Below are 13,841 nucleotides of genomic sequence, written 5' to 3' on the forward strand. Positions count from 1 at the left end.
CGCGGGGGACCCGCAAAGGCATGACCGCGCCTACCCCCCTTTCCCCCACCCCCAAGCCTGTGCAATCTGCCGCACATGGCTGATGCAAAGTCCGATCCACTTCCCGAACCTGACCGCCTGGAAGGCGCGCCGCATCCGCGCGAAACCCAGGCGCTGTTCGGCCACAGCGCGCAGGAGGCGGAGTTTCTGGCAGCCTTCACCACTGGAAGGCTGCACCACGCCTGGATGCTGACCGGCCCCAAAGGCACCGGCAAGGCTACCCTTGCATGGCGCTTGGCGCGCTTTCTGCTGGCCACGCCGGACGATGACGGGGGCATGTTCGCCCCCCCCCCGCCCGATACGCTGGATATCCCGCCAAGCCACCCCGTCGCCCGTCGCTTGCTGCAATTGGCCGAACCGCGGAACTTCCTGCTGCGCCGGGGACCGAATGACAAGGAAACCGCCCTCAGCCAGGTCATCTCGGTTGATGAGGTGCGCAAGATGAAATCCTTCTTCGCCCTCTCTGCCGCCGATGGTGGCCGCCGAACCGCAATCATCGACAGTCTGGACGAGATGAACACCGCCTCGGCCAATGCGCTGTTGAAGCTGCTGGAAGAACCGCCCGCCAACGTCACGCTCTTCCTTGTCGCGCATCAGCCCGCGCGTCTGCTGCCCACGATCCGGTCACGCTGCCGCGAACTTCGTCTGACCCCGCTTGGCCCGCAGGACCTCGCGGATGCCCTGACGCAGGCCGGGGGTGAAGTGGCCCCGGAAGACCGCGCCGCGCTGGCCGAACTCTCGGCCGGATCGGTGGGGGAGGCGTTCCGAATGACCAACCTAGACGGGCTGAAACTCTACGCTGCCATTATCCGGCTCTTTGCCACCCTGCCCCGCATGGACCGCCCCCAAGCCATCGCCCTGGCCGAGATTGCCGGCGCGCGCGGGGCGGCCGAGACCTTCGACCTGATGGTCACCCTGATCGACCTTTGCCTGTCCCGCCTTGCCCGCCATGGTGCCAGCGGCCGACCGGTGCCCGAAGCCGCCCCGGGTGAGGCCGCGCTGCTGGCCCGCCTGGCGCCAAACCCCACCGCCGCCCGCGCTTGGGCCGATCTGGCCCAGACACTTTCGTCGCGCGCAAGGCGCGGCAAGGCGGTCAACCTTGACCCTGCCGCGCTTCTGATGGATATGCTCCTGAAGGTCGACGAGACGGCGGGTTCCCTCGCCCAGAGGTAGCCCGCGATGTCCCCCACCCTGCCCGATCTTGTTGACAGCCACTGCCATCTGGACTTCCCCGATCTGGCACCGGAACTGCCCGCCGTGATCGCCCGCGCCGAAGCGGCGGGTGTGAACCGCATGGTCACGATCTGCACCCGCTTGCGCCACGAACCCCAAGTCCGCGCGATTGCCCAAGCGCACCCGCAGGTCTTCTACGCTGCCGGGACCCACCCGATGAGCGCGGCTGAAGAACCGCTTGCGACGGTGAAGCAACTGGTGGCCCTTGCCCGCCATCCCCGCTTCGTCGGCATTGGCGAGACCGGCCTTGATTACCACTACACCGCCGACAGCAAGGCCATTCAGCAAACCTCGCTGCGCATCCATATCGAGGCGGCGCAGGAAACCGGCCTGCCGCTGATCATCCACGCCCGCGACGCCGATCAGGACATGGAGGCGATCCTTGCCGAAGGCATGGCGCGGCGGCCCTATGGGTGCGTCATGCATTGCTTTTCCTCGGGTCCCCGTCTGGCGGAGGCGGCGCTTGAGATGGGGTTCTACCTCTCTATCTCGGGCATTGCCGCCTTCCCCAAAAGCCAGGCACTGCGCGACATCTTCGCCGCAGCCCCGCTGGACCGGCTTTTGCTGGAAACCGACAGCCCCTACCTCGCCCCGCCGCCCTATCGCGGCAAGCGGAATGAACCGGCCTATGTCGCCCATACCGCCAGCGCCATGGCCCCGGTCTTTGGCCTGAGTCTTGCAGAGTTTGCGGCACAGACCACCGCCAACTTCGACCGGCTGTTCACCCGCGCCCGGCGGGCAAAGGCGGCTGCCTGATGGCGCGGCTGATCTTCACCATCCTTGGCTGCGGGTCATCCGGGGGCGTTCCCCGTCTTGGCGGCGACTGGGGCGCCTGCGACCCTGCAAACCCAAAGAACCGTCGCCGCCGCTGTTCGCTTCTGGTCACCAGGGAAACGTCTGAGGGCAGCACCCGCGTCCTGATCGACACCTCCCCAGACATGCGCGACCAATTGCTGGACGCAGGCGTCGGTATGCTGGATGCGGTGGTCTACACGCATAGCCATGCCGATCACATGCACGGGATCGACGATCTGCGTCAGGTGGTCTTCAACCTGCGCCACCGCCTGCCCGTCTGGGCCGACGGTCCCACGCAAGAGTCGCTCCTTTCGCGCTTTGGCTATGCTTTCGTTCAGCCCGCTGATTCCCCCTATCCGCCAATCCTGGACCTTCATTCGCTTGATGGCCCGATAACGGTCTCGGGCGATGGCGGCACGATAAGCCTGACCCCGTTTCGCGCCGAACATGGCAGCATGGACGCGCTTGGGTTCCGCATCGGCCCGCTTGCCTATCTGCCCGATGCGGTGGCGATCCCGCCGGAAAGCTGGACGGTGCTTGAAGGCCTAAACTGCTGGATCGTCGACGCCTTGCGCCGCAAGCCGCACCCGACGCATGCGCATCTTGCGATGACGCTGGACTGGATCGCCCGCGCCAAACCCGCCCGTGCCGTGCTGACCAACATGCACAACGATCTTGATTACCAGACGTTGCAGGAAGAATTGCCGCCCCATATCGTCCCTGCCTTCGACGGCATGACCATCAGCTATGATCTCTGATCGTCTGACACCATGAGCGCGCTGCTTGACGTCATCCTTCCGGTCTTCCTGATCATCGGCTTCGGCTATGTCGCCGTCCGCTGGCTTGGGTTCAAGGACACAGCGGTCGATGGCGTGATGAGCTTTGCCCAAAGCTTCGCACTGCCACTGCTGCTTTTCGCGTCCATCGCCCGGCTTGATCTGGGCAAGGCCTATGATGCGGGGCTAATGCTCAGCTTCTACATCGGCGCCTTCGGTGGCTTTGCCGCAGGGTTCTTCGCAGCAAGGATCCTGTTTGCCCGCCCGGTGACCGACAGTATCGCCTTTGGCTTTGTCGCGCTGTTCTCGAACTCGCTGTTGCTGGGCGTGCCGATCACCGAACGCGCCTACGGCACCGCAGCGCTGGAGGGGAACTTCGCCATCATCTCGATCCACGCGCCGGTGTTCTACGCCTTCGGGATCACGCTGATGGAACTGGCCCGGTCGCGCGGGCTTGGGCTTTCGGCCCTGACGCTGGCAAAGCAGGTGGCAAGCGCCATCCTGACGCAGCCGCTGGTGATCGGCATCCTGTGCGGCTTTGTCGTGAACCTGGCCGGCTTGGCTCTGCCCGGCATTGCCTGGTCAGCCATCGACATGGTGATCGAAGCCGCCCTTCCCGCAGCACTTTTCGGATTGGGCGGGGTCCTTTGCCGCTATCGGCCCGAGGGCGATCTTCGTGCGATTGCCCTGCTGTCCACTATTTCGCTGGTCCTGCATCCCGCCATCACCTGGGTGCTGGCGACCCAGGTCTTTGCACTGGACACGGCAGGCCTGCGCTCCGCCGTCCTGACCGCAGCAATGGCGCCCGGCGTCAACGCCTATGTCTTTGCAAACCTCTACGGGGTGGCAAAACGTGTGGCCGCGTCAACGGTGCTGCTGGCAACCGGGTTGTCCATCATCAGCGTCTGGGTCTGGCTGCAGATCCTGCCCTAACACTGGACCGGCCGGGCGCTACCGCCCCGTGACCCCGCGCAAGCGGTCTGACCTTCGCCGCAAAAGCTCGACCGTCGCCAGCAGCAGGACCGAGATGATCACAAGGATCGTCGCCACCGCAAGGATGGCCGGGCTGATGGCTTCGCGGATGCCGTTGAACATCTGGCGCGGGATGGTCTGCTGGTCGGGTCCGGCGATGAACAGAACCGCCACCACCTCGTCAAACGAAGTGACGAAGGCGAAAAGCGCGCCCGAGATCACGCCGGGCAGGATCAGCGGCATGATGACCTTGAAGAACACCGTCCGTGGGTTCGCCCCAAGGCTTTGCGCCGCGCGGATCAGCGATTGATCAAAGCCTGACAACGTGGCTGTCACCGTGATGATGACAAAGGGGATGCCAAGCACGGCATGGGCCACGATCACCCCAAGATGCGAGTTTGCCAGACAGCCCTTTTCCGACAGGACCAGCCCCACGGTGGCGGCAAGCGCGCCATCAGGGGGCACACAGGCCTTGGCGTAGAAGAAGCTCATCCCCACGGCGATGATGATGATCGGCACGATCATGGGGCTGATCAGCAGCGCCATGATCAGCCGCCGGTAAGGCATTTCCGGACGCGACAGCCCAAGGGCCGCGATCGTGCCAAGGACCGTGGCAAGGATCGTCGCCCAAAGCCCGACCCAGAAGGAATTCTTGGCCGCCTGCACCCAGGTGGACCTTTCCCACACTGCCGCCCACCAGGCCTGATCGCGCACCCCTTCGGCATCCGGGTGGCCAAGGGTCAGCAGCGCATCGTACCAGCGCAGGCTGTACCCTTCGGGATCGAAGGTCAGCATCTTCTCGGTAAAGGTGAAATAAGGCTCCGCATTGAACGACAGCGGCAGGATCACCAAAATCGGCGAGATCAGGAACAGGAACACCAGAACGCAGATCACGATGTAGGTGTAGTACCAGACGCGTTCGAGAGGTGAGGCATAGGTGGGAAGGGCCATGATGTCCTCGTTACCCGAACTTCAGCCGGTCGATGCCGACCAGCCGATCATAAAGCCAGTAAAGCACCAGGATCGACACCAGCAGCATCGCCGCGATGGCAGCGGCCAGCGACCAGTTCGACTTCGACATGTGAAAGGCGATCAGGTTTGAAATCAGCTGACCATCTGCGCCACCGACCAAAGCCGGGGTGATGTAGTACCCGACGGCCAGAATGAACACGAGAAGCGACCCCGCCGCAATGCCGGGCAGGGTTTGCGGCAGATAGACCCGGCGGAACGTGGTCCAGCTGGTGGCACCCAGCGACCGTGCCGCGCGGGCATAGCTGGGCGGGATCACCTTCATCACAGAATACAGCGGCAGGATCATGAACGGCAGCAGCACATGCGTCATCGCAACAATGGTGCCGGTCATGTTGTACATCATCGACAGCCGCCCGGCGTCATCCACCAGCCCCATGGACACCAGGACGTTGTTCACCACGCCCTGCTCTTGCAACAGCACGATCCAACTGGTCGTGCGCACCAGAAGCGAAGTCCAGAAGGGCAAAAGCACAAGGATCATCAACAGCGCCGACTTTGCCATTGGCAGGGTCGCCAGCAGATGCGCGACGGGAAAGGCCAGCAGCAGGCACAAGACAGTGATGATGGCCGAGATCATGAAGGTCTTGATGAACAGGTACAGATAGATCCGTTCATTGTCCTGCCCGCGCGCCCAGCCTTCATCCGTCAGTTTCAGGTCCGACGCGACACGATAGAATTCCGTGGTATAGGTGCCCGAGGCTGACTGCATCCCACGCCAAAGGGCGGTCTGGCCCCAGGCCTCGTCAACCTCCAGCAGCGACTCGCGGTAGGGTGGGGCAAGGTCCGCAGCCGCGCGCGCGCCGCCCTTGAACAGGCTGATCGTTCCCGGCACGGAATAGTTGATCCTGGTGCCGGCAATGCCGGTGGTGCGTTCCACCTGCATCCGGGCAAGATCCTGCACCAGTGCGGCATAGGCGGCCTCGGGCGGGTTTGCCGGGTCGAAATCGGGGTTCTCTTCAAACCACGTCACCAAGGCCGGGGCCGATGCGGCAAAGCCGTCATGTTCGACCGACCGCATCAGCATATAGGCGATGGGCACAAGGAAGGTCAGCAGTACGAACAGCAAAAGCGGCGTCACCAGCAGAAAGGCGCGACGCTTGGCGCGCTGCTGCGCCGTGGCCAGCGCGGCCTTCAGCGGGCGTCCGTCCGCGGTAGTCAGCAGGGGTGCGTTCGCCTCGGCCATGGCCTCACTCGGTCAGAAGGGGCCGGGCGCGGTACAAGACCGCGCCCGGCATGGGATGTGCTTACTGGGCGAGCCAGGCCTGGAACCGCTCGTTCAGCTCGGCGTCGTAGTCGACCCAGAAGTCAGCCGAGGTTTCCAGCGCGTTGCCCATGTTGGCCGGCGCGGTCGGCAGGTGCGGTGCCATCACCGTCTTGCCGTCCTTGAACACGATCTCTTCCAGCATCGACGACTTGCGCGCCGGGCCGTAGGAAATCTGCTGGGCGGATGCCCGCAGGCCTTCGGTCGAGGTAGCGAAAGCGATGAATTCCATCGCGTCAGCCATGTTGGGCGCGCCCTTCGGCACGACGAACATTTCGTTTTCGTAGATCTGACCGTCCCAGACGATTTCAAAGGGCTTGCCCTCGTTCATCGCCGCCGCAAAAATCCGGCCGTTGTAGGCGGTGGTCATCGCGACTTCGCCATCGGCCAGAAGCTGCGGTGCCTGGCTGCCAGCTTCCCACCAGACAACTTCGGACTTGATGGTGTCCAGCTTGGCAAAGGCACGGTCCACGCCTTCGGGGGTGCGCAGCAGGTCATAGACTTCGGCGGCAGGAACGCCGTCGCCCATCAACGCGAGTTCCAGAACGGCCTTGGCCCCCTTGCGCAGACCGCGCTTGCCGGGGAACTTTTCCAGGTCGAAGAAGTCGGCAACAGTGGTCGGGCCTTCGGGGAACTTGGTGGTGTCATAGGCAAACACGTTCGACCAGATATCGGTCGACACGCCACATTCGGTCACCGCGCCAGGCAGAAAGTCATCGGCAGCCGGGGTGCCGTCAGCGCCGGCGGGCAGAGTGCTGATGTCGATCGGCTCCAGCACGCCTTCGTCGCACAGGCGGATCGCGTCAGCATATTCCAGCGAGGCGACGTCCACAGTGACGTTGCCGGATTCGACCATCGCCTTGATCGGGGTGGCCGGGTTGTCGCTGTCGACCATGATCGTCGCCTTGCCGGTGGCCGCGACAAATGGTTTCACGAAGGCTTCGTTTTGGGCTTCGCCATAGGCGCCGCCCCATGACATCACCGTGATGTCGGCATTGGCCGCAAAGCCAAGGCTGACCAGTGCTGTCGAAAGGATGAGGGTCTTTTTCATTGGCAGTCTCCCTGTTTTCTTGGTTGGTCGTTTCGGGCCGGACCAGCCGGCCCCGTCATCAAGGATCCAGCGCGCGGGCATCCTGGGGATGCCAGCCCACCTTGATTGTCTGGCCGGGGGCAAGCTTTGTCTGTCCCAGCGTATTGCGCATCTTCATCACGAACTCATCCGACCCCGCCACCCGCAGGACAGCGCGCAGGATGTCGCCCATGTAGATCACCTCCACCACCTCGGCGCCAATGGTATGGGCGCCAGGGGGCATCATCTCGGGCTTGAACTCCACCCGTTCGGGCCGGATCGAGACCAGCGTCTGCTGGCCCTTTTCCTTGATGTTGACAGCCGTCGCGTCAATCAACTCGCCCGTACGCAACCGCACCAGCGCCTTGTCGCCCGAAAGCTCTTCGATGGTGCCGAGAAGCTTGTTGTTCTCGCCAATGAAGCCCGCGACAAAGCTGTTGTCGGGGCGTTCGTACAGATCGGCGGGTGGGGCCAGCTGCTGGATACGACCGTCGTTGAACACGGCCACCCGGTCGGACATCGTCAGCGCTTCGCCCTGGTCATGGGTGACATAGACCACGGTGATCCCGAGGTTCTCATGCAAGTGCTTGATTTCATACTGCATATGCTCACGCAGCTGCTTGTCCAGCGCGCCAAGCGGTTCGTCCATCAGGACCAAGGCCGGGTCAAAGACCAGCGCCCGCGCCAAGGCAATACGCTGCTGCTGGCCGCCCGAAAGCTGCGCCGGGCGGCGGTTGATGAAGCTGTACATCTGCACCATGTCCAGCGCGCGCTTGATCTTCGCCTCGCGGTCGGACTTCGACATGCCGCGCACTTCCAGCGGGAAGGCAAGATTTTCCCCCACCGTCATGTGCGGAAACAGCGCATAGTTCTGGAACACCATGCCGATCCCGCGCTTGTGCGGCGGCACTTGGCTGATCGGGCGGCCATCCAGCTTGATCTCGCCGTTGGTCGCAGTCTCGAACCCGGCCAGCATCATCAGGCAGGTGGTCTTGCCGGACCCCGACGGGCCAAGCATAGTCAGAAACTCGCCCTTGGCGATGGACAGGTTCAAGTCCTTCACGACAAGGGTAACCCCATCGTAGCTTTTCTGGACATGCTCAAACGCGACAAAAGCGTCGTTGCGGGGCTCAACCGTCACCCGTGTCTCCCTGGTGTCATGGGCGCCTGGCGCCTTCTTTTATCGTTAAACTAAAGCGAAACCCTGAACCCATTGCAACGCAGAAATCCAGTTTTGCCTGCATTCCCCGCAACTGCGGGAAAAACGGGCAGGATTGCGCGTTCGCGCCAGTCATTTGAACGGAAAATCCAAATCATACGGGAAGGTTTCCGACACAGGCGACGCCGCAGTCCCAGAAAAACAAAGGACGCAGAACCCTGCGGGTCTGCGTCCTTTGTGTACTGTCCGGCAGGGCCTGGTGCGGATGAAAAGACTCGAACTTTCACTCCGGTTAAGGAACAGCGACCTCAACGCTGCGCGTCTACCAATTCCGCCACATCCGCAAGCAGGCCCTGCCTTGGACGCCCGTTTACTAGCGACAGTCGCGGGCGATGAAAAGGGGGATTCTCAGCATTTCCACCGAGCCCCCGGAAGTTTGAAGGTCTGCCCACCCTCCCCGATTTGAAGGGACGATGGGCAGACCCGCAAAGGCCAGACGTCAGAAGCTTGAGAAGATCAGGAACGGCAGGCGTGCCGCCATCATCGCGGCCTGCGCCCCCGCGTTGACCACAGTCGTATCCTGGGCTGCGGGAATCGGCGCAGGGGCGGCCTCTGGCAATGTGGCGGGCATCGCTGCGGTAACCTCGGCAAGGTCCGGCGCGACGAACACCGGCGCAGGTGCGGCTGCAAGTTCAGCCGGGGCTTCTTCGATCACCAAAGGCTCTGGCGCGACCTCAACCGCCGCCTCCTCGATCACTGGCGGTTCGGGCGCAAGTTCGAAGACCGGAAGCGCGGCTTCTTCGACCTTCGCCTCGGGCTGCAGTTCGGCGGCGCGGCCGTTGATGGTATAGGCCGCCTTCTTGATCAGCGCATCGCGGCCCGGCATACCCGGGGCTACGACCATCTGCCCCTGCCCCATCGCATCAAGCGACATCTGATACCAGCCCATCGCCAGATCAGGCCGCTCGGTAGCACCAAAGCCCTGCGACAGGTGGTGACCGAGGTATTCCGAATATCCCCGCTCGCCCATCGCGGCCAGAAGCAGGGCCGACCCGATCGCCACGTTCATGTCATCCTGAACATAGCCCGCGCCAAGGCAGACCTTGGCCGTGCCCGAAAGCTGGGCCGGGGACATGCCAGAGGTCAGGATGAAGCCCTCGACCCCCGCCAGCACCTCATCCGACGGCTTGAGCGAAAGCGCGGCGACGTGGTCCTTCAGGACCGGGCCGAACGCGGCGCATTGCGCGGCGATCTGGTCGGGCGTGAAGCCTGCGATCTGGGCGGTCAGTTCATCCCCCCGGGCAATCGCAAAGCTGCGGGCCAGACAGAACTGCTCACCCAGGGCAAAGTTTGCGTCCTGCATCCCGTCCGCCGTGGTCATGCCGCCGTTGGCAGCAGTGGTCAGGCCGATGGCGTTGCATTCCGCGGCCAGCGACCCCTTCGCCCCGGCGGGGCTCATGAAGGATGGCAGCGACGGCTCTTCTGCGGCGGCCATGATCTCAGGCTTGGGTTCCTCCTCGACCACGGCGGCTGCCTCGGGCGCTTTCGGCACCAAAGTCGGCAAGGCGGCAGCCGCAGCGGCGGCCACGCTGCCCGGTGCGACCAGACCGGGGTTCGCGGCCAGCCCACCGGCTGGCGCACCCGCCATCTCGTCACGCTGGGCGATCAGCACGGCCTTCAGCCCATACACACTGCCCGCAACGGTCGATGCGATGACCGGCCCCCCCGCCACCGCGCGGTGATATGAGGTGACAAGGATGGTGCGCTCATAGTCGTTCAGCTCACCCGTCGCAGGGTAGCCGAGGAATGCCTGGTATTCGCGGATCGCGTTGCGCGACTTCGGCCCCAGCGCGCCGTCAGCCGTGCCAACCGGATATCCGAAGTAGTTCAGCGCCGTCTGAACCTCCTTGTTCGCTTCGCGCTGTTCAGCAGACATGGTGGATTTCTTGGTGCCAGAGCTGGCCTTTGACGACCGCGTGGATTTTTTCTTGTTGTTCTCGTTGGTGACCGCGCTGCCAATGATGCCACCGATGATTGCCCCTGCGATAAAGTCCTTGCCGTCGGCCTTGGCCGGGGCGGTGAGGGGTGACACGGGGCTTAGCGCGAGAGAGGCCATCAGCGCGGTGGTTGCAATTGCCTTGAACTTCATCGCATCTCTCCGAAAAAGGTAGGGGTAAATCTGGCGGCAGAGTAACACGGCTTTGCCGTAGCGGAAGGCAGGAATTCCGCAGGAATGGGGGACAAGTGGTGGAATGGCGGCTGTTGCCGGGGCTTTCGCCCTACCTTGAGACGGTGGCGGCCATGGAATCGCATGTCGCCGCGATGAACGATGGCCGCGCGGACGAGGCGATCTGGCTTCTGGAACACCCGCCCCTCTACACCGCAGGCACCTCGGCCCGGGCCGAGGATCTGGTGCAGCCGGACCGATTCCCGGTCTACCCGGTAGGTCGCGGGGGTCAGTACACCTATCATGGGCCGGGGCAGCGGGTGATCTACTGCATGCTGGACGTCAAGGCCCGTGGCGGCGACGTGCGCTGCTTCGTGCGCGACCTGGAACGCTGGGTCATCGCCACGCTGGCCGAGTTCAACGTAACGGGCGAGATCCGGGATGGCCGGGTAGGCGTCTGGGTGCAGCGGCCGGACCGGCCAGGGCCGGATGGGCTGCCGTCAGAGGACAAGATCGCCGCCATCGGCATCAAGCTGCGCCGCTGGGTCAGCTTTCACGGCATTTCGATCAACGTCGAACCGGACCTGTCGCATTTCGACGGGATCATCCCTTGCGGCATCCGGGGGCATGGGGTCACCAGCCTGGTCGATCTTGGCCTGCCCGTCACAATGGCCGACCTCGACGCCGCGCTGATGGCGACGTTCGAGGGGGCCTTTGTCCGGACCTGCGGCTAAATCCCAAGGATACGCAACGCCACGCCGGGCGTGGGGCAAGGCGCTTGTCCCTGCCAAGGTCGGGGTGCCAATTCCGGTGCAAGTTATCGCATGACACTGCGTAAAGCCACGCCTGCGACTACGTTGCTATTGCATATCAGGGCCCCCAAAGCCCATGTTCCAGCCGTGGGAGCGACCAGTGCGCCCCAAGACATATGAGGACACCATGACGAAGTTCATCCTTCTGGCCGCTACCGTCGCCGCCCTTGGCGCGCCTGCCTTCGCGGCCGATCCGGCAGCGGGCGAGCAGGCCTTCAACAAATGCAAGACCTGTCATTCGGTCGTAGCTCCTGACGGAACCGAAATTCAGAAGGGCGGCCGCACCGGGCCGAACCTTTACGGCATCATCGGACGCGGCGTCGCCGCTGACCCCGACTACCGCTATGGCGAGTCGCTGGCCGCTCTTGGGGCTACCGGTGCCGTCTGGGACGCGGCCAGTTTCGCGGCCTATGTCGTCGACCCTGCCGCCTATCTGAAATCGGCGCTTGGGGATGACGGTGCCAAGTCAAAGATGTCGTTCAAGCTGGCCACAGGCGGCGAGGATGTTGCCGCCTATCTTGTGTCCGTATCCCAGTAACCCCTGCACTGCGGGCACGACCCGCCACTTCGGCTGACAAGAAATGTTCAAGGGGCGCGATCCGGGCAAGGGTCGCGCCCCATTGCCTTTGTCCTGACGGGTCGTTGCGACCTTTCCCGGGAAAGATTTCTGCTCCCTGCGGCAAAGTCAGACATTGCGACCTTGTCCCGGCACCGCTAAAGACGGGAACACAAGGGAACCGGGCAGCGCGGACAACGGGCTGTCAACCGGCACACAAGTGAAGACCAAAGCGGGAGACGCCCATGGCGGACGCAGCCATCCACGGCCATGATCATCAAAGACCAGGGTTTTTCATCCGCTGGTTCATGTCGACGAACCACAAGGATATCGGGATTCTCTACCTCTTCGCAGGGGGAATCGTCGGCCTGATCTCGGTCATCTTCACCGTCTACATGCGGATGGAGTTGATGAATCCGGGCGTGCAGTACATGTGTCAGGAAGGCATGCGCCTCGTCGCAGACGCCGCGGCCACCTGTACGCCGAACGGCCACATCTGGAACGTGACGGTCACTGCCCACGGCATCCTGATGATGTTCTTCGTGGTCATTCCCGCGTTGTTCGGCGGCTTTGGCAACTATTTCATGCCGCTGCAGATCGGCGCGCCGGACATGGCGTTCCCGCGGATGAACAACCTGTCGTTCTGGCTCTTCATCGCCGGGACCTCGCTGGCGGTTGCCTCGCTGTTCGCCCCCGGTGGCGGGGGTGAGCTTGGCACTGGCGCGGGCGTCGGCTGGGTGCTTTACCCGCCGCTCTCCACCACGGCCGAAGGCGGCTATGCGATGGACCTGGCCATTTTTGCTGTCCACCTGTCGGGTGCGTCATCGATCCTTGGCGCGATCAACATGATCACGACCTTCCTGAACATGCGCGCGCCGGGCATGACCATGCACAAGGTGCCGCTGTTCGCCTGGTCGATCTTCGTGACCGCGTGGCTGGTGCTGCTGGCGCTGCCGGTTCTGGCCGGTGCGATCACCATGCTCCTGACCGACCGGAACTTTGGCACCACCTTCTTCTCGCCCTCGGGCGGCGGTGACCCGGTGCTTTACCAGCACATCCTGTGGTTCTTCGGCCACCCTGAAGTGTACATCATTATCCTGCCAGCCTTCGGCATCATCAGCCAGGTCATCGCGACCTTCTCGAAAAAGCCGATCTTCGGTTATCTGCCGATGGTCTATGCGATGGTTGCGATCGGCGTGCTCGGCTTCGTCGTCTGGGCGCACCACATGTACACCTCGGGCCTGTCGCTGACCCAGCAAAGCTACTTCATGCTGGCGACGATGGTCATCGCCGTTCCAACCGGGATCAAGGTGTTCAGCTGGATCGCGACGATGTGGGGCGGTTCGGTCGAATTCAAGACGCCGATGCTTTGGGCCTTCGGCTTCCTGTTCCTGTTCACCGTCGGCGGCGTGACGGGGATCGTCCTGTCGCAGGCACCGGTCGACCGGGCCTATCACGACACCTACTATGTGGTTGCCCACTTCCACTATGTGATGTCGCTGGGCGCAGTGTTCGGGATCTTCGCTGGGGTCTACTTCTGGATCGGCAAGATGTCTGGTCGTCAGTACCCGGAATGGGCGGGCAAGCTGCACTTCTGGATGATGTTCATCGGGTCGAACCTGACCTTCTTCCCGCAGCACTTCCTTGGTCGTCAGGGCATGCCGCGCCGCTATATCGACTATCCTGAGGCGTTTGCCTACTGGAACTACATATCGTCGATCGGCGCCTTCATCTCCTTCGCGTCCTTCGTGTTCTTCATCGGGATCGTGTTCTACACCCTGCTCGCCGGTCGCCGCGTGACCGAGAACAACTACTGGAACGAATACGCCGACACGCTGGAATGGACCCTGCCCTCGCCCCCGCCCGAGCACACGTTCGAGCAGCTGCCCAAGCGTGAGGATTGGGACAAGTCCCACGCCCACTAAGGCGGACGAATGACCCTCGGGCCCCGGAGCGATCCGGGGCCCGGT

At 63.4% G+C, this 13,841-nt stretch carries 12 protein-coding genes and 1 tRNA gene; 7 read left to right on the forward strand and 6 right to left on the reverse strand.

Annotation, left to right across the window (positions count from 1 at the left end):
- The first annotated feature begins 75 nt into the window (after nt 1-75).
- The 4 genes from EI545_RS02395 to EI545_RS02410 are packed head-to-tail and all read left to right on the forward strand — an operon-like array spanning nt 76 to nt 3,776.
- Nucleotides 76-1,212 (forward strand): DNA polymerase III subunit delta', encoded by a 1,137-nt coding sequence (locus EI545_RS02395; RefSeq protein ID WP_125323990.1) that lies wholly within the window; start codon nt 76-78, stop codon nt 1,210-1,212.
- A 6-nt stretch (nt 1,213-1,218) separates the two neighbouring features.
- Nucleotides 1,219-2,028, forward strand: coding sequence for a TatD family hydrolase (locus EI545_RS02400; protein WP_125323991.1), 810 nt, complete (start codon nt 1,219-1,221; stop codon nt 2,026-2,028).
- Complete coding sequence (locus EI545_RS02405; protein ID WP_125323992.1) at nt 2,028-2,825, forward strand: MBL fold metallo-hydrolase; 798 nt, start codon at nt 2,028-2,030, stop codon at nt 2,823-2,825. Before EI545_RS02400 ends, EI545_RS02405 begins: the two co-directional genes overlap by 1 nt.
- Nucleotides 2,826-2,837: 12 nt before the next feature.
- On the forward strand, nt 2,838-3,776 hold the full coding sequence (locus EI545_RS02410; protein ID WP_125323993.1) for an AEC family transporter: 939 nt from the start codon (nt 2,838-2,840) through the stop codon (nt 3,774-3,776).
- A gap of 18 nt (nt 3,777-3,794) precedes the next feature.
- On the opposite strand, the gene EI545_RS02415 is transcribed toward EI545_RS02410, so the two are convergent.
- The 6 genes from EI545_RS02415 to EI545_RS02440 all read right to left on the reverse strand — a co-directional run bounded on the left by EI545_RS02415 (nt 3,795) and on the right by EI545_RS02440 (nt 10,485).
- Nucleotides 3,795-4,766, reverse strand: coding sequence for an ABC transporter permease (locus tag EI545_RS02415; protein WP_125323994.1), 972 nt, complete (start codon nt 4,764-4,766; stop codon nt 3,795-3,797).
- Nucleotides 4,767-4,776: 10 nt separating this feature from the next.
- A complete protein-coding gene (locus EI545_RS02420) occupies nt 4,777-6,030 on the reverse strand; it encodes an ABC transporter permease (RefSeq protein ID WP_125323995.1) in 1,254 nt (417 codons plus the stop codon).
- A gap of 61 nt (nt 6,031-6,091) precedes the next feature.
- The gene (locus tag EI545_RS02425; RefSeq protein WP_125323996.1) at nt 6,092-7,159 is read right to left on the reverse strand and encodes an ABC transporter substrate-binding protein; all 1,068 of its coding nucleotides are present in this window, start codon (nt 7,157-7,159) and stop codon (nt 6,092-6,094) included.
- A 58-nt stretch (nt 7,160-7,217) separates the two neighbouring features.
- Nucleotides 7,218-8,318 (reverse strand): ABC transporter ATP-binding protein, encoded by a 1,101-nt coding sequence (locus tag EI545_RS02430; RefSeq protein ID WP_125323997.1) that lies wholly within the window; start codon nt 8,316-8,318, stop codon nt 7,218-7,220.
- A 275-nt stretch (nt 8,319-8,593) separates the two neighbouring features.
- Nucleotides 8,594-8,680, reverse strand: a tRNA-Leu gene (locus EI545_RS02435).
- A 155-nt stretch (nt 8,681-8,835) separates the two neighbouring features.
- Entirely contained in the window at nt 8,836-10,485 is a 1,650-nt protein-coding gene (locus tag EI545_RS02440) for a peptidoglycan-binding domain-containing protein (RefSeq protein ID WP_125323998.1), read from the reverse strand.
- 95 nt (nt 10,486-10,580) lie between these two features.
- Here EI545_RS02440 and lipB point away from each other — a divergent pair, with 95 nt between their 5' ends.
- From lipB to ctaD, 3 genes are all read left to right on the forward strand, one after another.
- Nucleotides 10,581-11,237 (forward strand): lipoyl(octanoyl) transferase LipB, encoded by a 657-nt coding sequence (gene lipB, locus EI545_RS02445; RefSeq protein ID WP_125323999.1) that lies wholly within the window; start codon nt 10,581-10,583, stop codon nt 11,235-11,237.
- A gap of 205 nt (nt 11,238-11,442) precedes the next feature.
- The gene (locus EI545_RS02450; protein ID WP_125324000.1) at nt 11,443-11,853 is read left to right on the forward strand and encodes a c-type cytochrome; all 411 of its coding nucleotides are present in this window, start codon (nt 11,443-11,445) and stop codon (nt 11,851-11,853) included.
- Nucleotides 11,854-12,116: 263 nt separating this feature from the next.
- Entirely contained in the window at nt 12,117-13,796 is a 1,680-nt protein-coding gene (gene ctaD / locus EI545_RS02455; RefSeq protein ID WP_125324001.1) for a cytochrome c oxidase subunit I, read from the forward strand.
- The last annotated feature ends 45 nt before the right edge of the window (nt 13,797-13,841 follow it).

Origin of the sequence: Tabrizicola piscis (assembly GCF_003940805.1) — a bacterium.
Taxonomy (GTDB): domain Bacteria; phylum Pseudomonadota; class Alphaproteobacteria; order Rhodobacterales; family Rhodobacteraceae; genus Tabrizicola; species Tabrizicola piscis.